This window comes from Pokkaliibacter plantistimulans, assembly GCF_003194385.1.
GTDB lineage: Bacteria > Pseudomonadota > Gammaproteobacteria > Pseudomonadales > Balneatricaceae > Pokkaliibacter > Pokkaliibacter plantistimulans.
Genome location: NZ_LAPT01000012.1, coordinates 14,122 through 34,686 on the forward strand (window position 1 = coordinate 14,122; position 20,565 = coordinate 34,686).

Annotated in this window: 23 protein-coding genes; all 23 read left to right on the forward strand. The window is 57.1% G+C overall.

Annotation, left to right across the window (positions count from 1 at the left end; genetic code table 11):
• The first annotated feature begins 99 nt into the window (after positions 1-99).
• The 23 genes from mobH to WH50_RS03520 all read left to right on the forward strand — a co-directional run bounded on the left by mobH (position 100) and on the right by WH50_RS03520 (position 20,429).
• Positions 100-2,256, forward strand: a complete 2,157-nt coding sequence (mobH, locus tag WH50_RS03410) for a MobH family relaxase (RefSeq protein WP_243409982.1) — start codon at positions 100-102, stop codon at positions 2,254-2,256.
• A gap of 65 nt (positions 2,257-2,321) precedes the next feature.
• On the forward strand, positions 2,322-3,281 hold the full coding sequence (locus WH50_RS03415; protein ID WP_110186036.1) for a tyrosine-type recombinase/integrase: 960 nt from the start codon (positions 2,322-2,324) through the stop codon (positions 3,279-3,281).
• A gap of 355 nt (positions 3,282-3,636) precedes the next feature.
• Positions 3,637-4,470, forward strand: coding sequence for a ParA family protein (locus WH50_RS03420; RefSeq protein ID WP_110186037.1), 834 nt, complete (start codon positions 3,637-3,639; stop codon positions 4,468-4,470).
• A 10-nt stretch (positions 4,471-4,480) separates the two neighbouring features.
• Positions 4,481-4,825, forward strand: coding sequence for a hypothetical protein (locus WH50_RS03425; RefSeq protein ID WP_110186038.1), 345 nt, complete (start codon positions 4,481-4,483; stop codon positions 4,823-4,825).
• The gene (locus WH50_RS03430; protein ID WP_133251229.1) at positions 4,818-5,279 is read left to right on the forward strand and encodes a hypothetical protein; all 462 of its coding nucleotides are present in this window, start codon (positions 4,818-4,820) and stop codon (positions 5,277-5,279) included. The genes WH50_RS03425 and WH50_RS03430 overlap by 8 nt, the downstream gene beginning before the upstream one ends.
• A 12-nt stretch (positions 5,280-5,291) precedes the next feature.
• Complete coding sequence (locus WH50_RS03435; RefSeq protein ID WP_110186040.1) at positions 5,292-5,897, forward strand: hypothetical protein; 606 nt, start codon at positions 5,292-5,294, stop codon at positions 5,895-5,897.
• Positions 5,890-7,662, forward strand: a complete 1,773-nt coding sequence (locus WH50_RS27250) for a ParB family protein (protein ID WP_423808447.1) — start codon at positions 5,890-5,892, stop codon at positions 7,660-7,662. Before WH50_RS03435 ends, WH50_RS27250 begins: the two co-directional genes overlap by 8 nt.
• 25 nt (positions 7,663-7,687) lie before the next feature.
• Positions 7,688-8,389, forward strand: coding sequence for an STY4526/YPO1902 family pathogenicity island replication protein (locus WH50_RS03445; protein ID WP_110186041.1), 702 nt, complete (start codon positions 7,688-7,690; stop codon positions 8,387-8,389).
• An 84-nt stretch (positions 8,390-8,473) separates the two neighbouring features.
• Entirely contained in the window at positions 8,474-9,733 is a 1,260-nt protein-coding gene (locus tag WH50_RS03450; protein WP_133251230.1) for a hypothetical protein, read from the forward strand.
• 685 nt (positions 9,734-10,418) lie between these two features.
• Positions 10,419-10,682, forward strand: coding sequence for a type II toxin-antitoxin system RelB/DinJ family antitoxin (locus WH50_RS03460; protein WP_110186044.1), 264 nt, complete (start codon positions 10,419-10,421; stop codon positions 10,680-10,682).
• Positions 10,669-10,950 carry a type II toxin-antitoxin system YafQ family toxin gene (locus WH50_RS03465; RefSeq protein ID WP_110186045.1) on the forward strand — a complete coding sequence of 94 codons (282 nt, stop codon included), beginning with the start codon at positions 10,669-10,671 and terminating at the stop codon, positions 10,948-10,950. Before WH50_RS03460 ends, WH50_RS03465 begins: the two co-directional genes overlap by 14 nt.
• A 36-nt stretch (positions 10,951-10,986) precedes the next feature.
• Complete coding sequence (locus tag WH50_RS03470; RefSeq protein WP_110186046.1) at positions 10,987-11,367, forward strand: P-loop NTPase family protein; 381 nt, start codon at positions 10,987-10,989, stop codon at positions 11,365-11,367.
• A gap of 40 nt (positions 11,368-11,407) precedes the next feature.
• Entirely contained in the window at positions 11,408-12,097 is a 690-nt protein-coding gene (locus WH50_RS03475) for a hypothetical protein (RefSeq protein ID WP_133251231.1), read from the forward strand.
• Between the two features lie 103 nt (positions 12,098-12,200).
• Positions 12,201-14,522, forward strand: a complete 2,322-nt coding sequence (locus WH50_RS03480; RefSeq protein WP_110186048.1) for an ATP-binding protein — start codon at positions 12,201-12,203, stop codon at positions 14,520-14,522.
• Positions 14,523-15,141: 619 nt separating this feature from the next.
• Complete coding sequence (locus WH50_RS26035) at positions 15,142-15,861, forward strand: hypothetical protein (RefSeq protein ID WP_133251232.1); 720 nt, start codon at positions 15,142-15,144, stop codon at positions 15,859-15,861.
• Between the two features lie 227 nt (positions 15,862-16,088).
• Entirely contained in the window at positions 16,089-16,946 is an 858-nt protein-coding gene (locus tag WH50_RS03490) for a BRO family protein (protein WP_110186050.1), read from the forward strand.
• 161 nt (positions 16,947-17,107) lie between these two features.
• On the forward strand, positions 17,108-17,269 hold the full coding sequence (locus WH50_RS26285; protein WP_165838292.1) for a hypothetical protein: 162 nt from the start codon (positions 17,108-17,110) through the stop codon (positions 17,267-17,269).
• Between the two features lie 26 nt (positions 17,270-17,295).
• Positions 17,296-17,691 (forward strand): hypothetical protein, encoded by a 396-nt coding sequence (locus tag WH50_RS03495; protein WP_110186051.1) that lies wholly within the window; start codon positions 17,296-17,298, stop codon positions 17,689-17,691.
• Entirely contained in the window at positions 17,688-18,176 is a 489-nt protein-coding gene (locus tag WH50_RS03500) for a hypothetical protein (protein WP_110186052.1), read from the forward strand. Before WH50_RS03495 ends, WH50_RS03500 begins: the two co-directional genes overlap by 4 nt.
• 85 nt (positions 18,177-18,261) lie before the next feature.
• On the forward strand, positions 18,262-18,987 hold the full coding sequence (locus WH50_RS03505) for a hypothetical protein (RefSeq protein WP_110186053.1): 726 nt from the start codon (positions 18,262-18,264) through the stop codon (positions 18,985-18,987).
• Positions 18,971-19,471: a single-stranded DNA-binding protein gene (gene ssb / locus WH50_RS03510; protein WP_110186054.1), complete on the forward strand. Its 501-nt coding sequence runs from the start codon at positions 18,971-18,973 to the stop codon at positions 19,469-19,471. Before WH50_RS03505 ends, ssb begins: the two co-directional genes overlap by 17 nt.
• Positions 19,455-19,790: a hypothetical protein gene (locus WH50_RS03515; protein WP_207780162.1), complete on the forward strand. Its 336-nt coding sequence runs from the start codon at positions 19,455-19,457 to the stop codon at positions 19,788-19,790. Before ssb ends, WH50_RS03515 begins: the two co-directional genes overlap by 17 nt.
• 3 nt (positions 19,791-19,793) lie before the next feature.
• A complete protein-coding gene (locus WH50_RS03520; RefSeq protein ID WP_110186056.1) occupies positions 19,794-20,429 on the forward strand; it encodes a hypothetical protein in 636 nt (211 codons plus the stop codon).
• Positions 20,430-20,565 lie beyond the last annotated feature (136 nt).

Consider the following 20,565-nt stretch of genomic DNA (forward strand, 5'->3'; position numbering starts at 1 on the left):
TGGATTGACGGGAATGGCCGGAAGGGAACGGAATCAAGGGAAGGGGGTTAAAGGTAACGGGCTTACCCGGAAAAGGCTCAAAAGACCCCTTTCAACTGGATGGAAAAGGCCAAACGGCCAAAAGGCGGAGGTGCACGTCTGATGTTACGCGGTTTGTTGAAGCGCTCAGGATCTTTGATCGGCCTGAGTCACAAAGGGGCCACTGCCCCAGTCATTTCAAAGACCCCCTCCCGTCCCGCATCCACAGCACCCACTGAGATTGATCCCAGCGACTATCTGACAGACAGTGGCCTGATACGTCCCCTGTCGGCAAAGCAGCTTCTGGCTACCCCTGTCAGACAACAACTGCTGCAGCTGATCTGGCAAATGACCAGTCTGCCCCAATCGCATTTCCACAAGCTCTATCTGGAGCCTATTGAGCGCTACGCTGAACTGGTCCAGTTACTTCCTGCATCGGAAAACCATCATCACGCTCATCTCGGTGGCATGCTGGATCACGGCCTGGAGATCATTGCCTACGCCCTCAAGCTACGTCGATTCTACCTATTGCCCCAAGGCGCATCTCCTGAAGAACAAAGCGCACAAGCCGAGGCCTGGACCGCCGGCGCGGCTTACGGAGCACTCTGCCATGACATCGGCAAGATCGCCGTCGACATGGAGGTAACACTGACATCTGGTAAGGCCTGGCATCCGTGGCATGGAGCGATCCGGGAGCCCTACCGTGTTCGCTATATCAAAGGACGTGACTACCACTTGCATGCGCCTGCAGGCGCCCTGCTCGTCTCGCAGATCCTGACGCCCTACGTACTGGACTGGCTCAGTCATTTCCCGGCATTGTTCGGCGCCCTGCTGTCGGTCCTAGCTGGCCACAATGATCGTGCCGGCATTCTGGGCGAGATCGTTATCAAAGCGGACCAAGCCAGCGTGGCCGCGAACCTGGGCGGCAATCCTGGTAAAGCGATCACCGCTCCCAAGAGCTCCCTGCAGTCCAAACTGCTTGGCGGTCTACGTTTCCTACTGCAGCAAGGCGGCATCCGCTTCAATCAGCCTGGTGCAGCTGCCTATCTGACCGACGACACCCTCTGGCTGGTCAGCAAAGCCGTCGTGGATCAACTCAAAGCCCATCTGCTCCAGCAAGGCATTGAAGGCATTCCATCCTCAAACAGTCGCCTGTTCGATGAAATGCAGGCCCATGGACTGGTTCAGCCTACGTCAGATGGCCGCAGCATCTGGAAATGCCAAATCACCGTTGAGGGCAAAGACCTTTGGAGCCAAAGCCTGACACTGCTCAAAGTCGCCCCTTCACTGATCTGGGAGAACAGCAGTGATCGCCCAGCGGTACTCAAAGGTACTGTCGTACCGGAACATACAGAAGCGGGTACAGAGGCCCCAGAGAACATCACTGCTCCAGCTGCGTCCTACCAGGTAACAACTGCTCCAGATGCCACTACAGCACAGCCTGCTGCGACAGCCTTCACACTCGATGACCTGCTCCAGTCCACTACATCATCAGCGCTGCCCGGAGAGATAACACCAACAACTACAGCAACGACCCAACAGGTAGAGACTGCGGCAGTTACGACGAAACAGGAAATGACTGGGGCAGTGCCCTCAGCTCCCCAGCCCCCTTCTGCAGATGCCACCGATGTCATGCTGTCATTGTTCGACCAACTCATGCCGGCAACGGCTCAGTCAGCGACACCCGCTCCTGCCCCTTCGGTCCCCCAGACCCCAAAGGCTCCCGCAACCCCTCTGGAACCTGTCGTGGCCACGCCCGAGGTACCACGTGCAGACAATCCAAAAACTTTTACAGACAGCAGGAACTTGACGCCAGAAACCAACACTAACGCGCCAGAGAAAATTAAAGATACAATATCCACACACTTCGTTACATGGATTAAGCAAGGAGTCGCGGATCGCTCCATGATTACCAATGACTCCAGGGCGCTGGTTCATGGGGTCGATAACACGGTACTGCTGGTGACCCCGACCATCTTCACCAAATACCTGGCAGAGCACCCGAACGTAGACATGGAGTGGAGAGAGTTGCAGGTGAGCTTTCAGCAACTGGGAATCCACCGTAAGACCAGTGGCAATGGGGAAAATATCTGGACCTGCTACGTCAACGGACCGAGAAAGACAGGGAAGTCATTGAAGGGCTACCTATTGCTCAATCCGGCAGATGTGGCGCCGAACATCAGAAACAACCCGTTTCTCACCCTGGCCCCTGAGCGGGTGGCTGAGGAAGAGGCCTGAGCAGTACCAGGTAGACGCCTGGATGAAGAAAGTGAAAGACGTTGTACAAAGGGAAGCAGTACATCATGGAACAGCACACACAGGAATCAACCAAGTCCATTACCTGGGAAGAGTTGTTGGAGGAATATCGACTTCAAAAACGGGTCAAGCCGGTCACACTCAGAAACTACGGTATTGCCATCCGATGTTTTCAGAAGTTCCAGCCAGATGTTCTGCCAGAACAAGTCACACATAAACAGTTGCTGTATTGGCGTGAGGCCGCATTAGACAGTGAGCCTGGCCTGAAGCCTATAAGCTGGAACACCTATATCGACACGCTGCGCCATCTATTCCGTTTTGGCTTGGAGTCAGCGCTTCTGCAGTGTGATCAGAATCCCTTCTACAAACTCAAAGTACGCGAGACTGATGTTGAGTTTATCGTATTGGGTACAGAGGATATGGATGCCTATCGGCAACACCTTGACCGTTTAGCAGAGAAAGAGAAGGTGGCCAAGCAGGTCTCCTTTCGGCCCGTGTGGTTTCATCGTTGCTTGCTTGAAACGCTTTACAATACGGGCATGCGGTTACATCAGCTGCTACATCTGCACCAGACAGACATCAACCTGCAGAAGAATACGATTCATCTTCGGGCAGCCATCAGTAAGAATGGAAAGTCGTATTCCATACCGATTGCAGAGCCACTTCGCCCCTACCTTGAGCAATTGCTAGAAAATGCCAAGCGTGAAGGCATTCGCGGGAATGAGCAGCTTTTCAATCTGAATCGTTTTAGGAAACGGTATCAGCAGGAGGATACGCCGATGAAGAAGAGTCAGGTGCACTACTTCTTTGGCCAGCTATCAAGGCAGGTGAATTGTAAGGTGACGTCTCATGCTTTCAGACATACGATTGCAACCACGTTGATGCGGCATCCTGATCGTAATTTGATGATTGCCCAGGCTTTGTTGGGGCACAGAAGCCTGCGCTCAACACTGCGTTATGTCACGGTAGACATGGATCAGATCCGGGAAGCGTTAAACAATCGATAATCAAGTATTGACAAAGAAACAAAAAGGTATATTGTGTGTGGTGTGGTAGGAGAGAGAGTTGCTGACTGACGCGGCAAACGCAGTCAGCATGGTTAAAGCGGTAAGGGTATAAACCGATAGCAAATCAGTTTAAGGGGCGAATCGTGAGGGTTAGCTCAACGATTCTGGGCGAATCGGTCTGAGGGTTAACTCAGCGATTCTGGGTGAATCGGTCTGAGGGTTAGCTCAACGATTCTTGGCAAAACAGAAAATATTTTGTTGCTCGACACTCATAATGTCAAGTTTCTGAGCCGCCAGAATCTCTCCCTCATACCTCCGAAATCATACGAATACAAGGACATTTTCTGGAGGCTCTATGAAGAAGATTATCGCAGTAACCAACTCCAAAGGCGGAGTTGGAAAGAGCACAACAGTGGTAAATCTGGCGGCGCTGCTCGCCGACGCTGGCTTAAGGACACTGATTGTGGATCTGGACATCCAGCCCACAGCGAGCAGTTATTTCCACCTGTCGTATGAAGCTCCTTTTGGCATCAGCGAACTGCTGAGCCAGAACCTGTCTCCGTCCGATCAAGTCGTTTCCAGGACCAGTATCGACGGACTGGACCTCGTAAAGTCCAACGATCCATCAGGCTCGCTCAGTACGTCACTTTTGCATGCCCCAGACGGGAGAATCCGTCTGAGACGTCTGCTGGCCCGGTTCAACTACGACATCATTCTATTGGATACCCAAGGTGCACGAAGCGTTGTACTGGATATGGCTTTGCTAGCTGCAGACATGGTGGTATCTCCCGTTACACCAGCAACGCTCAGCGCCCGGGAATTTATCCGGGGTATGGGCACGCTCTATAACGACCTGTCTCCCATGGCCGAAGCTATGGGGATCACCATTCCAACAATGCGGGTTCTTCTGAACCAGATAGACAACACGAATAACAGTTCAATGGTTATTGAACTCGTAAAGGATATGGCGGCAGAAGAAGACTGGTTCACGGTACTACAGACAGAAGTCCCCGATCTTGTGGCCTACAAAAACGCGAGTGCGCTAGGCGTGGCAGCTCACCGCTATGAGCCCAAACGCCCTGCGGGGCGCCAGGCAGCGTCATGTATGGAGACGATGGTAGATCTTGCTCTAGAACTGTTACCAGAGCATGAGGAAACGATTACAGCCTACTGCAAGACCCTGAAGTAAGGACGCCATCATGAAATACATCATGTTAGGCGTCCCGATGGGACAGGGGCTACGCCATTTCCCCATCATTTTCCCGGATGTGTTCAGCCATGACCAAATGGCTGAAGCTGCCCAATTATTGCCAGGGCTGGCCAACAGCGAGGTTGTCTCTGCAGGATTATGCAATATCGATGTGACCTGCTACGGCGACAGCCCGTCCTTGCAGCGGGCCAGCCGCTCTGTCGATACCCGCATCATCAACACCTATTCCCTGCTTCACGGGTTTGCCGATCTGGCTGACCTGCCCCCCAGCCTGCAATCCCTGTGCGAGCCGCACGGTCACCTTGTCCCTCACCAGGAGCCACATCATGACTAGGCCGTTCTCTTCACACTTCTTCCACTTCCCGTTGTCTTTGGAGCATGAAGAGGTGCTGGATCAGGACTACCCCGCCGCGGTGGAGCAGTTGCTGGCCAGCACAGAGGGGCAGCACGGCGAGGCCACCACACGCTGCCTGCTGGCGTTCTACATGGGTGATCTGCCCTGCCTGAGGCAACTGAGCGCTCACGACCAGTCCGCGTTCTTTAACGTGCTCTATGGCTACGTGGCCACAGGCCGCCTGCCTCATCAGGTCGTCCCCACCGGGGATGACCGCTTTCAGGCGTTGTGGGCACGTCATGTCCAGACGCCCCGAGCCACCGCATGCTCCAACATCGATGCCCTGCCCCACACCGTCTGTGACGGGCACCCTGACACCCCACTGTCCCACGACATCGCCCTGGCCTTCCGTGCACGCCAGCATCATGCCGTGGCTCCGTTTCACTCGCACTAGAAGGCGTTTGGCATGACTCACCACGACCCTGATTTCACTTCGTCCACACAGAGCACCGCCTGGCTTGCCCAGGCGTTATTGGCACACGGGCACAGCCCCTCAGCGCAGGAGCGTGATCGAGCCCTGGAATACTGGTGCCAGAGTGTGGAATACCTGATCCATCAGCACGATAACGCCCTGGCAGCGCAGGTACTGCGCCAGTTCGGGAGCATTCTCTCCTGGATGGACATCACCGCTGATCAGATCGGGGAAGCGGCGGTCGTGCCCGAACATGCCTTTGCTGAGGCCCCGCTGGCACAGGGTGATGCCATCAGCCTGTTACTGCGACTACTGGATGACGCCGGTGATGATCAGGCCCTGGTCGCGGCCTGGGCACAACACTATCAGCAGGCCCCTGCCTCCCTGACCGCCCCATGGCCAGCGCATTTGCAGCGCCAGTACGGGCTGTCACGGATGTTTCATGACTTCTGTCAGGTGCTGACACTCGTGGCGGCCCCGTCTGCCTGGCCACACTCGCTCAGCGCATACGTGCAGGACGCCGCACCGCTGCCCCATCAGCCTCACACCCTGACCCATTACCTGAGCCATCGAACCGCACAGGAGCCTGCTTATGAGTAAAAAAGTCACCGCCGAGGCCATGCGGGCCAACCTGCTGCGCCCCGTTCCCAGTGCCAGTCATTCGGGGGCTATCGCGTTTTCTGATCCTATCGGGGATCAGCCCATGATCCTGACGCTGGATCAGTTACGCCCGTTCGACAACAACCCGAGGCTGTCGAAAAACCCGCTGTATGAGGACATCAAGGCCTCGATTCTGAAGCGCGGTCTGGATAATCCCCCCCCTGTCACCCGTAGGCCGGGGGAAACCTATTACATCATCCGCAATGGCGGCAATACCCGCCTCGCCATCCTCAACGAACTGTGGACAGAGACCAAAGAAGAGCGCTTTTTCAGGATTCCCGTCCTGTTCAAACCCTGGAAACTGCTGGATGCCAACGGTCGCGAGAACGTGGCCATTGGCGAACTGGACACTCTGGTCGGCCATCTGGCAGAAAACGCGCTGCGCTCGGACCTGACCTTTATCGAAAAAGCCCTCGGTGTTGCCAAGGCCAGAGCCCTGTACGAACAGCAGGAAGGCGCAGCGATCTCGCAGCGAGAGCTGGCCAGGCGTTTGGAAGCCGATGGTTTTCCAATTGATCGTTCAAATATTTCCCGCATGGAAGCGGCGATCCAGTACCTCTACCCCTGTATCCCGAATTTATTAACGCTGGGCATGGGCCGCCCACAGATTGAACAGCTGCTGAAAATGCGCTCCGGCGCCTGGGAATACTGGAGAACGTTTATACCCCAGCCAGAAGAGCGGGAAGGCCTGTTCCAGCTAGGCTGGAATGAAACGCTTCAGCGTCATGACAATGACGAGGAGGCCGCGCTGATCGCGTTAGCGAACAGTCCTGAGATCATTCGGTTTTTCACTGAGGACCTCGCCGGCTGGCTGTCGCGGGTCACCCGTGAGCTGAACCCGGATAACCCGGAGATGCAGAAACCCGGGACGCGCCACAACAACAACGCGCTCCTGTTTCTGCAGGACCGGACCACCAAAGAAAAGTGGCTGGAGATCGATGCCGAACTGGCGTCCGAGTCGGCGGCGGCGGCCATTCGGGACGCGGAGCGCGAAGAGCGGCGGCTTAAAATGGAGGAAGGCCGGGAACGTGCTAATGAGCGCAGAGCAGCAGAAGCCGCTGCGGCTCAGGCGGGTCACACCGTGCCGGACGACAACCGCCTCAATGACGACTACACGGAGGAGCAGCTGGATCTGATCGACGATCAGGCCCCACTGCCCCTGTCCCCCTCCGTCCAGACAGTAACCCATCCGGGTGCCAGTCACACCCCGCCGGTAAATACCGTCGTTGCCACCGCGCCCGTGTCTCCTGCTGCCCCTAACCCATTGGGTCCTACTCCCACGTCGGCCTCGGTGTTCCCGGCCAGTAGTCCAGCCCCTGCGACAACAGTGGCTGATCCTGGCCTCGGCTTTGACGATCTGTGGCTCGTTGATGCCAACACAGCGGTCGCTGAGCTGCAGTATCAGGCAGCTGACGTTGCGATGGTCATGGCCATGATGGCCGGCGCACCGGAGCTTGTAGATATGGACGGGGAGGCGCTGCTGGGCTTTGTCATCCAGCCCGAAGCGCTGGATGACCTGGCCCCCCCCGCGGCACGGCAGCTGGCTCAGTGGCTGAGTCTGCTGACCCGCACTGACGCTGCCCGCGTCGACTTTGAATTTCCCGCGCATGCACTGCTGCTGGGCGATCTGCCCGATGCAGACGTGTTGCGCATGTTCCGTTTGATCCGGCTCGGACGCGAGATCCGCCGTCGGACGCAAAGCTAACCCGTACCATAAAGGATGTAAGGAAATGTCCCTTTCCCCACGCTTAGTTCATGTATTAAACCAGGCGCTCATCACTGAGATCATGAGCACCATTGAACGGGGCGATCTGGCCCGCCTGCAGGACCTGGGCATCGAGGCCGACGATGCCGCCATGCTGCAGCTGTTGTCTTCAACCGCCTTCGCCCGACTGTGCAACTGCACCGTGCCCATGGCCGAGGTATCGGTCAACCGCACCGTACTGAGAAACGTTGTGCGTCAGTTGCTGAATGACAGCAACCGGGATGAGCGCATGGTGAGAGCCATGAACCTGGGCGCCTCATACTCACTGCTGGAGGAGTTCTTTGGGCTGAACTCCACCGAGGCGGCGTCGGTTCGCCGACTGCAGGGAATCCAAATTTCGTCAGGACGGCAGCAAATGCCGTCAGAGGAGCAGGAAAAAGCCCTGTGGGAGCGGTGGCATGAAGTCGTGCAGCCAGAAGCCGCGGAAAGCACGGATGCCTTCCTGGAGGCTATGTGCCGGCTGACGGAAGAGGCCCGCGCTGGCCTCTTTGGGCCTGAGCAGGCGCTGCTCTCACTGGCCAGCTGCTGGCATCTCGTCAGTGGCTGGATCGAGGATGAACGTCTGTTCGGCAAAGGCGTGAAAGCCTTCCGTGCCCGTCATCTGCGTGAACAAAGCAATACTGACGGGCTTATCCGGCACGTCAGACTGCTGAAAAAGCCAGCCTAAGCGCCGCCTGTGACTGTGACGATTGTCATCAAAGCGCGCCCGCATAAAAGCTGGGGGATGATCATGAGGATCAACCCCGGCTTAATGCCGTATCTTATGCAGCGCTACTGCCATGACGAGCAGGTGTTACGGCACCTGCTCGATGGCGATCTCCTTGTACGCGAGGGGGATGAGCCCTATCGTCACCCCCTGCGTCTTGCCATCCAGGCAGCCCTGGATGCGCGTGAGCAGAAGCAAGAACAGAAAAAAGCCAACACCACCCGGCCCGGCAAAGTCCTGCATGGCCGTCAGCCCTACCTGTACCCCGGACTGTATATCGGTACAGGCAACCGCTGTGGCCATCGTCCCCAGCGCCCGGTTAATGAACGGATCGCTAACCCCCTGGTGGATTTTGATGATCTGCCCCAGGCCATCCAGCGTATCCGAAATGTCTTTTTGAACAGCGGCACCCATGGCCACGAGTACAAAGGTACCGTGTCGCCGGTCTACGATAACCCACGTCTCTACCCGCTGTTCACCAATTCCGGCAAGGCCAACCTGGACGGAACACCCCGCTGTGACCGTTCAGAGCTGCGCTTGATTGAGGTGCGGACCCTTGCCGCCATGGTAGAGATGGCTAATTTTGCCAGTACCGGCGATGACATCCACATTGGCACCCCGCGTGATGATGGATCCTTCAGTCACCGATCAATGCTGGAGATTGCTCTGTCAGCCAGTACGCCGGATGGTGACTGTCTTGTTGAGCCGGAAAACCCCCAACTTCCGCCCAATCTCTGGACCTTCAGGCCCACACAGCGCTATCGCCGCGCCACCAAAGCCCTGAAGAACAAAGGCCACCTGACGGTTGTGCAACGCTATGAAGAGCGCGATGGCCACAAGTACGCCCTCACGGCAGTGAAATCCATCAGCGCTACGTCCTTGATTTCCCTCGGTGTTGTCAGCGAACGACAGCTGCGCGAGTTCCGTGATAACCGCCGCCGTGAACTGGCCAAACGGCGCAATGTCTGGCGCGCCACGCGCCCTGACTTTGTAGCCAAACGCCAGGCCGAGCGCGAAGCCCGCGCCAAGGTCCGCAGCCGGCTACACCCCAGCAACCTGGCGGGGCGTTGCCGGCCCGGCTATACCCCGCTTGAAAAAACACCGGAGCAACAGCTGGCTGCCAGCCTCTGGCAGCGTTACCGGGGCTACCAGCACCTGCTGATGGCCAGTCTCTGCCGAGAGCAGGAGCAGCACGGCCATCCTCCCTACTGGGTGAGAGAACGGGTCAGGCAGCAGCTGCAACCGTTCGAGACCTGGAAAGAGCAGCAACCTGAACAACACGAACACCCCGAGGCGGCCCATTGAACGCCTCGCGGCCTCCCCTTGCCTGAATTCCCCCCCCCTCATTGCACCACTGGCCTTTGCGGCTCCCAGATTGATCACTATTTAACCTAAAACACCGATCCCACCTACGCCGACCGGCACGGCGCGTCCTGAACGACCGCGCTCACGGCGTTATTAACCAGAGAGTTAAAAATTAAGTGTCAGTAGTTTTGATTTAACTGTCAGTAATATTCTTTTAAGTGTCCTTTGCCTTTTTATCTGCTTAAAAAATCTGCTTGTTCTTCTGGCAGCTGCGCTGCTGAAAATGCAACGGCCTCTCGATGCCCTACGGGCATGCGGCCTTCCGCGGGCCAGCCCGCACCCGGACGGGGCTGCGCCCCATCTCCCGCAGGGTCGGTGCTCCACTGAATGCACCGCACTATGCCCACTCCATCGGTTAAACAGGGCGCGGGAGGGCGCAGAATCGGCCTATTGTTCCGTGCCCGCGACAATGGCCACGGGGAACTCAGAGGGGCAAACCGCCGTGGTGACGGGACAGATGGGCGGGTACCGGCGCTGCACGGCCTGGCATCCCTCTGCCAGGCCGTGCAGCGCCTATTCTGGGGCTGCGCCCCAGCCCCCCGGTGTCCAGGAGGAGTACGGTGGTAAAGTGGACATGACGGATGAGTGGGCTACAATGTGGCTCATTGAATAGGAGGAGCGCACCATGTCCGCAAATGCTGTTGTCCGTGCCCGCATCGACGCACACATTAAAGAAGAAGCATCGACTGTACTGGCGACGATGGGCCTCACTGTGTCCGATGCCTTCCGCATCCTGCTGACGCGCGTAGCCCACGATAAGGCGTTGCCGTTCGAGCCGCTGGTACCGAACGAAACCACCATTGCGGCCATGCGTGAGGCCCGTGCTGGCAACCTCAAGGGCTTCGACAGTGTTGAGGCGCTGATGGCAGACCTGCATGCGGAGGATTGAGAACACCGGGCAATTCAAGCGTGACTACAAGCGGGAAGCCAAGGGGTTACATCGCGCGACGCTCGATGCGGAGTTGATGCCCATCATTAAAGCCCTGGCCTGCGATCAACCGCTGGAACCCCGTCACCGTGATCACGCGCTGACGGGTAACTGGAGCGATCACCGGGACTGCCATGTTAAGCCTGACCTGGTGCTGATCTACCGGAAGCCAGATGACGAGGTATTGCAACTGGTGCGTATCGGCTCGCACAGTGAGCTTGGGCTATGATCAGAGGCTGACTCCCCGCCACAGAAGGACATACCGATGGCCAGCCCCGAAAAGCGACGTCAACGCGCCAAGCAAAAAGCAAAAGAAGGCCGCATCATCAGGCAGTTTGACAAACGTCTTGCCGCTATTGATCGGGAGATTGCCGTACTCGATGCCCGTGACGCTCAGATCAAAAACGAGATCTCGTCCGCCATGATGGCGCAGCTGGTGAATGCGCCTTACACCTATGACGACTGGGCGGAAGATTACCTCGCCGGCATTGATGAAGCGCATCCGCTCTATACCCATCTCAACTGGGGGGATGAGATGCCGGATCCGGTAGACATCATTGCCCTGGCCAGGCAGCTGAATCTGCCCGATTTTTACGAGCAGGCCGAACTGCTGTACCAGCAGGATCAGGCACGCCGACAACCCTAAGCCACTTTTACAGCATCAGACGCATCAGTAAGGACCATTTATGAGTTTACTCGTTCTGCCGACAGGGATGTCGGTTCGCCCTACCGACCCTGAGCTGGACCGTGAGGGACAGTCTCACGGTTATCTGTTCCGGGATACCGTGCTCGGCGACGTCGGTATGCTGCTGGTCCGTATCTGGATGGACGTCAAAAATCCGGCGGCCACTACCGGCTTTTTTCATGTCGAAGCCCTGGGGGAACCGGACGATCCCATGACGGCCAAGCGAAAGGCCTGCTTTGACAGCGTGGCGGATGAGATCACCGCCGTGCTGAACGCCCTGCCCGCCCTCAACACCATTGAGGATGTCTCCGCGATCCTCCCCCTCGACACCAGTACCACGGTCCGGCCCCTGCACTATCGCCGGCAGCAGAGCAAAGACCTGCTGTGCGCGAAATGCCACCAGGATGCGGTCATGCTCTATTACTCCGATGCCCGCAGCACGGCTGAACTTTACGATGTGGCACGACATAGCTACGCCGCGGTGGCACTGGCCAGCGAGATGGGAGCAGGACTGGTCGCCTGGGTGGTGGGAGAGGAAACCACCTCACTCAGTGATGATGAGCGGTATTTTCCGGTAATGCAGTTCTACCCCGAGTACGCGCCGGTGCGCATGTACTCCAAACAGGAAATCGCCCAGCTGACCAGCGCCGCCGTGCGCAGGCACTGCCCGCCGACCATCGTGTCGCATTAATCCCGCCCCAACCCTCTGCCCCGCCGTCAGGCTTGATGCAGGACGGCACCACTGCTTTGTTCCGATACTCCCGTGCGATATTCATTCAGGCACGGGAGGTGTCATGCAACTGCCCTTTGAGCTCGATCCACAGATCATCCATCACATCATCTACAGCCAGGCTGGTTCTATCGGCAAGGCGATTATTGAGCTGTTGATGAACTCGGTGGATGCCAAGGCCACCACGGTCACGCTGACACTGGACAAGACCGGTTTCCGCTGCCGGGATGACGGTGCCGGCTTCGCCAGTCGTGAAGATGTCATTCAATACTTTGGTCGCTTCGGGACACCCCACGTGGAGGGGGATGCCACCTTTGGCCGCTTCCGCCTGGGGCGGGGTCAGATCATGGCTCATGCCAGTACGGTCTGGCGTTCCAACGGCTGGCAGATGCACGTTGATACCCGCACCATGGGTTACCACTATGATCTTGAGCAGTGCGCCGCTGAACGGGGCTGCGCCATTGAAGGAGAGTGGTATGACACCCTGAGTGATGAGGAGCTGATGTCCACGATACAGGAGATCCGCGACCTGGTGCGCTACACGCCGATTCAGATCAAGCTCAACGAGCGCGTGATCTCTCGTGATCCTCGCCATGAGCAGTGGGATCACGAAGATGACATGGCCTATTACCGGGTCAGGGACGACGGGGCGGTCGGCATCTATAACCTGGGGGTGCTGGTCCGTCACGATCCGGGGCATGTGTTTGGCGCCGGTGGCCTGATCGTTTCCAAACAGGCCATCGGCCTGAACGTCTCCCGCACCGAGATCCTGCGTAAAAGCTGTCCGGTGTGGAAAAAGATCGCGGCGCAGTTTGGCAAACTGACCGCCGAACTGACACAGCGCAGCGCCCATCGCAAAACTGAATCACGCCGGGAGCAGACGGCCCGGCAGCTGATGTCCGGGCATGCTGAGCTGGTGCGGCTGTACCACCATGAGGAGGTGATCACGCTCCTGCCAGGCAAACGTCATGTCAGCCTGGCTCACTTTCTGCGCCATAGCCGGAGTGCGCATCGGCACGGGGAACGTGTGTACAGTGTGGCCAGCCCTTCGGGGGTGCCCCGGGGAGAGGCCATTGCCAGTGCAGGCATCTGTACCATTCTGCATCCCCAGACCCTGACCCGCTTTGGTTGCTACAACGCCACGGAGTTTCAGGAGGTACTAGTAGATATCCTGTGTCAGGTGGCCGAACGTGAGCACGAGTACCGCATCGATACCGAGGCCCCCACCCTGCTGGATTTTGAGGTGCTGCATCAGGCGTTTGTTGAACGCACTCAGCTGATTTCAGAGAACACCCTGGATAAGGAAACCCGCCGTGCCTGGATAGCACTGCGCTGGTGTCTGGTGCAGTACGCTCTGCTGTGTACGGGCGGCGTCCGGTGCGCTGGTGATCGCGTCGTCAGAGGTAACAGCTTTCATATCGTGCTCGGCGAATCGTCCTCAGCCGAGGCCTGGACCGACGGTGAAAGCTACATCGCCATTGATCGCAAGGTCGTGCAGCGGTTGAAGGGGCATCCATTACAAACCGCAGCCTACATCTTCAACCTGGTCGAGCACGAAGTGGCCCACGAGGGTGACAGCATGGACTGTGGCCACGATGAAGCGTTTTATCAGCGCTTTCATGACCTCACGATTACCCATAGCCAGGACCGGCAGCGCTACCTGCATCGCTTCCTGCGCAAGTACACCGACAGCATGACCCGTGCGGATACCTACAAACCCCGTAGTGACGCCTGGCGTGAGCGGCACCTGGTCGATCTGGCCAGCCAGCGCCGGCAAAAGCGGGATCTGTCGCCGGCCATTGAGAGCATCAGCGAAGGCGAGGCGATGATGCTGGCTGCACCGCTTGACGAAAACCTGGCCCTGATCACCCGGGTTAATGCCCGACTGCAGCAGGTGCAAGCCCCACCGCCCGACTGGCATGCCGTGCTTCTGCAGGCGCAGGAGGCGCACGCTCAGCGGGCCGTCATCCAGCAGCAACAGCGTCAACAACAGCAACAACAGTGGGAGGAGGAAGATACCGCCTGGCTTGCCGAGCTTGATGCCATGGAACAGGCAGAGCGTGCCCGTCTGGACCACTTGCGGACTCAGCTGGCTGGCGTCCCGGAGCTGGATCAGGACACCCTCAAGGAGGCCTTTGCGCATTGGGAATGGCTGAGCGACATCCCCGACACCCTGGAAGAAGCCTTGCGGCAACTGGCCAGCCAGCCCTGGGCCACCTCCTGCCCTGAGCAGGAACACGAACCGACACCGAAGAGCCGTATCCCGGATGAGGTGCGGCACTTACTGCTGCCTGGAGAAACCTGGTGGTCGATACAGCGTAATGCCGCCGCTGCCGGCTTCTATCGCGAGGCCGATTATCTGCGCTGGCGTGAGCAGCAGGATTAAGTCCCCTGGCCCAGCCGTCCCGCTGGGCCATTCTTTTCCCTCTCCAGCCCTAACTCTCCCACTGCCAGTCAGGTTTTCCCGGCTACTCCCGAATAGGGCAGGACTACACTGCCCGGCAAGTTTCATCCCATCATCTGACAAATGTACTGAGAGAGGCACGACGATGAGCGTGATCAGGACGATCAGCACCCAATTGATTAAGGCATTAGGGGGAGTAACGGCGCACGACCATCACCTCCTGCATGACAGGATACGTCTGGCTTCCGCGCCTGCTATCGAGCTTGGTTGCTATCAACACGCTGTGGAATCGGCCTTTGGTGTCCCGTATTCCGCAGGGGAAGCGCGGATGAGGTATCGCCAGTGCTTTGGCAGGCTAGGCCTTTATGGTCAAAACGAAGGCGACACGTTCACACCGGCTGAGCAGTTGGATGTGTACTTAGAGCACATCAGGACGGAATGGGATACGTTGCACAGTGCGCTTACGGATAGAGGAACCGGGCGAGATCCTGACGAGCTGGTCGACAGGGAGGCGATCACAGAAGCCGCTCATAACAGGCTCATGTCTGTCAGAAACCGATTGATCCGCCTCCTTGGGGGAGTCAGTGCGCATGACCATAACGTGCTACTCAGCAAAGTACGTGTCAGTGAGCGTCTGGCCACAGCGCACATCGCACAGCTGGGGAGCTATCAACGCTTTCTAGCGTCCATCTATCACTACGAGGGTCATTATCCCGTGTGGAAAGCGCAGTACGAGTACAGGCAATGCCTGACCGCATGGGTTGATACCTTGTTTGAACAACGGGCCTGGTTCTCTATCGAGCAACTGGAGCAGATAGACCTGTATTTAGGCCGCATCGTGGATGCGTTCGCCACCCTGTACAAGCATCATCGGCCTGCGTTTATGCACCTGCAGACCTCATTGTGGCACGACGACCACCTGCCATACGCGCGCGGAGCGCATCTGTTCAGGTCGTGGGAGGTGGTGGCCCAGGAGAGAGAGGCTGACCTGATCGAGGCACGACTCATCAAGAAGGCGCCAGGTAAAGGTGTCGCTGTGCTGATCCCCTGTCTGACGGCAGCGCATGAACAGCCCAAAGACCTGAAAGCCCCCTATCTCTTCGACAACGAGCTCAGTCAGGAGGAACAGGCTCAGGTGAAATTCCGGCTTTATCTGAATGGCGTAGAGATCAACCGGCTGCTGGGGTACGACGACTTCATGATCTGGCTGGATACATATCAGATAAGTCCATACAGCAAACGGGCTGCTCAGATCGAGTGCGGGGTTCCGGTGGACACCAGCGACGGTACGGTGCGCTGGGATCGTATTGCCCCCTTGTGAGCATGTATTCCGCCGGTTTATCTCTCTCCACTCCTCCCGCTGCCAGTCAGGTTTTTCCGGCTACACCTGAATAGGCCAGGACTACACTGCCCACCTGGTTTCATCCCATCATTTAACGAGGGTGCCAAGCCATAGCCTGCACATTGTTAAAGTGCTACTTTTACTTACGGAAACATTCTGTGACTGTGTTAGAATCACGCGCTTTTTTTTGGAACAGGATGGATGCCATGGACTATAGTGAATATGAAGGCGAACGCTGTAAGGATGTCGATCTCTTTCACTTTGAGGAAGATTTCATGAACTTCAACGATCTGGCCAGAGCGAATGGGTTTACTTATTGGTATGCCCGCGACTTCATGTTTATGCTCGGCTACAGCTCGTACGAGACCTTTCGCAAAGTCCTCAACAAGGCCATGACCACCTGCCTGACGCTGGACATCGACACGTCCGATAATTTTCAGCAGACCCACCGCACGCTGGATGGTAAAGAGGTCAAAGACTTCAAACTGTCGCGCTTTGCGTGTTATCTGGTCGCCATGAATGGTGACAACAAGAAAGAAAAAGTGGCTCAGGCACAAGCCTTCTTTGCGGTCACTGCCGAAGCGATCCAGCGCTATGTAGACAATCCTGAAGAGGTTGAGCGCGTCCTGATCCGTGAAGAGATTACCGCCCATGAGAAAACCCTGGCATCCACAGCCAAGGCTGCGGGCATTGAAACAGCCCAGGACTATGCCTTTTTTCAGAATGCGGGGTATAGAGGCATGTACAACATGAGCCTCACTCAGCTCAAGGAATACAAGGGGCTGGCCCAGAAAAACCGCTCTTTGCTCGACTTTATGGGTAAAGAAGAGCTGGCTGCCAATCTCTTTCGTATCACCCAGACCGACCTGAAGATGAAGAATGAAGCTATTCAGGGTCAGCGCCTGGCAGAAAATACAGCCAGGGAAGTGGGCTCTAAAATCCGCAAAACCATGTTAGACATCAGTGGTATTGCCCCTGAAGATATGGCTCTGGCAGATGACATTAAGAAAGTGAAAACATCATTGAAACAGACTCATCGTGGTCTTAAAAAACTGGATAGTTAACCCTTTCTCTTGCGATTCCCCGCACAAGGCCCAGTGACTCTGCTGGGCTTATTCATCCTCAATAACCCTTCTTCCTCCAATCAGGTTTTCCCCGCTACACGCTGATGAGCCAGAACTACACTGCCTGCTTCGTTAACCATGAAACAGTGCAGGATAACCGTATGAAAGACAACGGGATGAACCCTCTCATCAAACAGGCAATGAAGGATCACCATATCGTGGTGATTCATATAGCGTCGTGGAAAACACGGGCAGCGATGTCACACGATCAGGCTAAACGCATGCTGGATAACTGCACCACCACCCTATTCCCACAGCCGTAACATTGCATCACATCAGGAGTCGCACCATGGCCATACCCATGTCGATCAGTGAACGGTTAAACAGTGCGGACAACGCAGCGCTGACAGCGCCACACCTCCATCCCGGTGTTAAAAAAGTGCTGCTGGGGACCTATACCGTACCACCTCTGGTAGAACATGAGACGTACTGCTGTGACAGGGGCTGCGGGGAGTGCGAAAAAGCATTACTGGAAGAGCATCGGGCCATCATCACTTCCCGAGCTGGCATCGTGCAGGAGCGCCATTTCAGCTACATGGAAGTGTCGGCCTGCTGCTATGCCAGACTGGGGATCTGGAACGAGGCCACTGCCACCGGAGAGGAATGTGACTACCACTTCACTGCGGCCACGGAGCAGGAGGTCATCCCCCATGCCACCCTCAACGTTAAGGAAAACCGACTATGAAGATGAAGAAGGCACTGCTGATGTTATGGTCCTCCGTCGTGCCGCTGTTTGCTGTTGCCGATAGTGATGTATCGGTGGAGCAGGGGCATGAGATATACATGACGTATTCCATCAGTCCCGCGTTGGGTCAGCAACGCTATCCCGATGCTGAGTTTGTCGGTATGGGGAGCCTGGCTGGCTATCTGGCCGTGACCATGGGTGAGACGCCATACCGTCTTGTGGCACTGCCCTCCCATACCCTCACCTATCAGGACCACTACTTCACGGCAATTAACATCAGCAATCTGGAGGACGCTGCCGTCACCCCCGAGGTGGCCGAAGTCTGGGTCAGAGCAGGATTGCTCGGGGACTATCGTTATCAGGTCAGTACCAATGATGCCGGCCAGGTGTCGGTGTTCGTGATGTCGGATGTCCCCTGGATAACGCTGCTCAACCCCCATGCTGAACAAGGCCAGCACGTCCCTATGCCTGTGCCGGGCACGTAAACCCTCTGAGCCTCAGTGAGCCTTTCTTGCTGTCGGCTCACCCCTTTCTCCCAATACTACGGCCATCGTTCGGTGAGGTACTGCGATGGCCATCTACCATTTGATCCATCCCCGCTCCCATCTGTCCGGCCAGTACGGCATTGATACGCCCTGGCAGGTCGATCAGATTCGTCAGCTGCTGGCTTTTATCCAGCGCGTCCGGGATACGTTTCCGGTGCTGCCTGGTATTGATGACGGGCTGTCTGAAGCCACCGCCATGTTGGTGTTAGAGCAGGTGCTACCCGGCTGTCGGGCGCTGACCTGTAGCCTGTCCTGTTCAACGGCAGCAGCCCGCAGGCTGGCCGCTGTCCCTGTCAATCTGGTGCAGGTGTGGTATGAGGTGGCCGCGGTCACGTCCATCACGACGCTGTATCAACTGAGCATGGCCATGGGGGTGGGTCTGTCCGATGTCAGTCATGCCCTGGCTCAGGTCTTGTTGCGACAGGCAGAGTCGGTCTACCAAGCCGATTGGGAACAGGTGATGAAGCTACGCTGGATGGCTGCCGGGTATCCGGTACAGCACGCATGGCGCTGGCACACGGTCTATTCGCAGCCGTTATCAGGTCGTCTGTTGCAGCGTACCTTGAGTGATCTGCAGCGTCTGGAGTCAGGGGTGGTCGCGACACTGGAGCCAGAGCAGGCAGGATCCGCCCCGAGAGCTCAGACCGGCACATCCGATCCCAGTGCTCTGCAGCTGGCTCTCTTTCCGACGATTCATCCATCACCTCTTTCATCAACTAATATGGAGGCCCACCGTGGCACGAGGCGTTAACAAGGTTACCCTGATTGGCAATCTGGGCGCGGACCCCGAAGTCCGCTACATGCCCAATGGAAACGCGGTTGCCAACATTACCCTGGCAACCAGCGAAAGCTGGAAAGACAAACAGACCGGCCAAGTACAAGAACGAACGGAGTGGCACCGTGTGGTGTTCTTCGCCCGTCTGGCTGAAGTGGTCGGTCAGTATGCGCGCAAAGGCTCCAAGCTGTACGTGGAAGGCAAACTGCAGACCCGTAAGTGGCAGGACCAAAGTGGTCAGGATCGCTACACCACCGAGATCGTCGTGGATATGCGCGGCTCAATGCAGCTGCTGGACAACCGTCCCGACAACGGTCAGGGAGCAGGCCAGGGTGTAAGTGCGCCGAATGGTCGCCAGGGAGGAGCGCCACAACAGCCCTACCAGCAACCCACCCCTACGCCCGATTACTCTGGCTACCCACAGAACTTTGACGACTTTGATGATGACATTCCGTTCTGAAAAACACCTGAAGCGAGGGTGGGGCGCGGTGGTGCTCAGTGCTGTGTGCTGGGCCGTCGCCCTGCCTGCATTCGCCACGCCGGCAGCAGACAGTGCGGCTGTTGGGTGCCTGGCACCCGACGGCACGCGCTATCCACCGGGCAAACTCTATACCTTGAACCAGCACGAACTGGATCAGCGCAAAGCGGCGGGTGAATGGGTCTCGGATGGCGATGCCATCCTGGCCCAGTGTCAGTTTTTAGTGGATGTGGCGATAAGCCGGCATCCGGTACCGGAGCAACGGCGGTATGTCTGGGTATCGTTTGAATGGGGACAGTGAGTAATGACCAACGATCAGCGGAAACAGCTAAAAGAGCTTGATGAGATGGAGCGGGCAGGCAGGAAGCGTAATGATCAGGCACGTGAAACGTTTAAGGCACAGCTGCTCCTGGGAGGCAGTGTCGGGTGTGTTGTGACAGCGATCTATGTAGGCGTCACCGGAGGGGGATGGGTGCAATGGGCTGGGACGATGGTGATCCAGCTGGTGATCCTGGCTCTTATGTTGAGACTGAAAAAGCCCGCCCCCCTGAGTGTCATCCTGACGTGGAATAAGGCAGAACGTTATGCTGTCTGGAGGCCGTTTGCCCAGTTTGGTGAGCGCTCACTGGACGCCCTGCCTATGGATCGTCCTGATCTATCACCTGAACAACGGCGGCTGTTACTCAGTGAAGTGCATGTACCCCGCCTGTTTGCATGGTCACGATACCCTGCCACCCTGTGCGCCGCGCTTGAACGAATCGATCCGGTATTAGCGGCGTATACCCCGACCGAACAGAGAATGGCTGCCTTTGTGGCATTGCAGCGGAATATTCAGGCAGCTGGCACGGATGTCAGACAACTGGCGCAGCATATCAATCGCTGGGTGAAGGCGGAGCGGCAATCTATCAAGACTGCAGCAGCCACTGAGAAAGCTGGCTGATAGGTTGGGAAAAGCAGAGAGACTGGGGCAGGTTTTGAAATTTAACAACCACATCTATAGAAATAAGTCAATGTACCATGAAGCAATAAGTGGGTTACTGCCTCAGTTTTCTGCTGAGTGGTGACAGTGTCACCAC